Raw genomic sequence first — 798 nt, forward strand, 5'->3', positions numbered from 1 at the left:
GCGTCGGGGTCGGGGTTGGAGTCGGCGTGGGTGTCGGGGTGGGCTCGCTGAAGAAGGTATCTAAGTTCGGCTGCGTGACGCTGACACCGCTGAGCTTCAGGGTGGTGGCAAGGAAGGAATTGATCTTACTGGCCGTCGGCGGAAGACCTGTTGAAATTGCCGCAAACAAAACCGCCGCATCCTTGCAGTCCACCACCCCGTCGGCAGTAAAGTCGGAAACAGAGGGCTTGAGCGGATCGCCCAACCCCGTCACGTCGGCAGCCGTAATCGGCCCCACCTTGAGCGTGTTATTGACAAAGTTAACAATCTTCCCGGAGTCGTTGGTGTTGAGGGTGCAGGCGGCAAAAAGGACTGCCGCATCCTTGATGGTGACTGAGGTCTTTACCCCGTCGTAGTAGAAAGCAATGCTCTCAGAGCCCTGCACTGCTGTTTCTGGCGCCTGAGCTGAAATTGTCGGGGGAACCTGAGTAACAGCCGGAGGATCCGAAGTAAGGGAACAAGCAGCCACTCCTCCTACGAGGGAGGAAGCCAAAATCAAGGGAGCTATCGGGTGACGAAAGCGGGATTTTGAGTTGCGGAAAGCCATGGCAGATCTCCTTCAAAAACTTGCTAGGGTCAACGTCTTTAGCAAGAGCTGCCCAGCTCACCCCAGGGAAACTCAAAGGCAAACCTTGAGTCTAGTCTCAAGTATACCCAAAGGGCGCTCAAAAAAGCACAGCGACGGTGCCTTTCCCAAAGCTGAAGAAGAAGACAACCGGTTGCCATCTAGCACCTGATACATTCACGCTGAACTCTCCT

At 55.3% G+C, this 798-nt stretch carries 1 pseudogene; it reads right to left on the minus strand.

Annotated elements, in window-relative coordinates:
* A pseudogene (locus NW818_RS13725) lies at positions 1-586 on the minus strand (hypothetical protein); the annotation flags it as partial.
* Positions 587-798: the final 212 nt, after the last annotated feature.

Source organism: Synechococcus sp. R6-5 (assembly GCF_047461775.1).
In the GTDB taxonomy this organism is placed as follows: domain Bacteria; phylum Cyanobacteriota; class Cyanobacteriia; order Thermostichales; family Thermostichaceae; genus Thermostichus.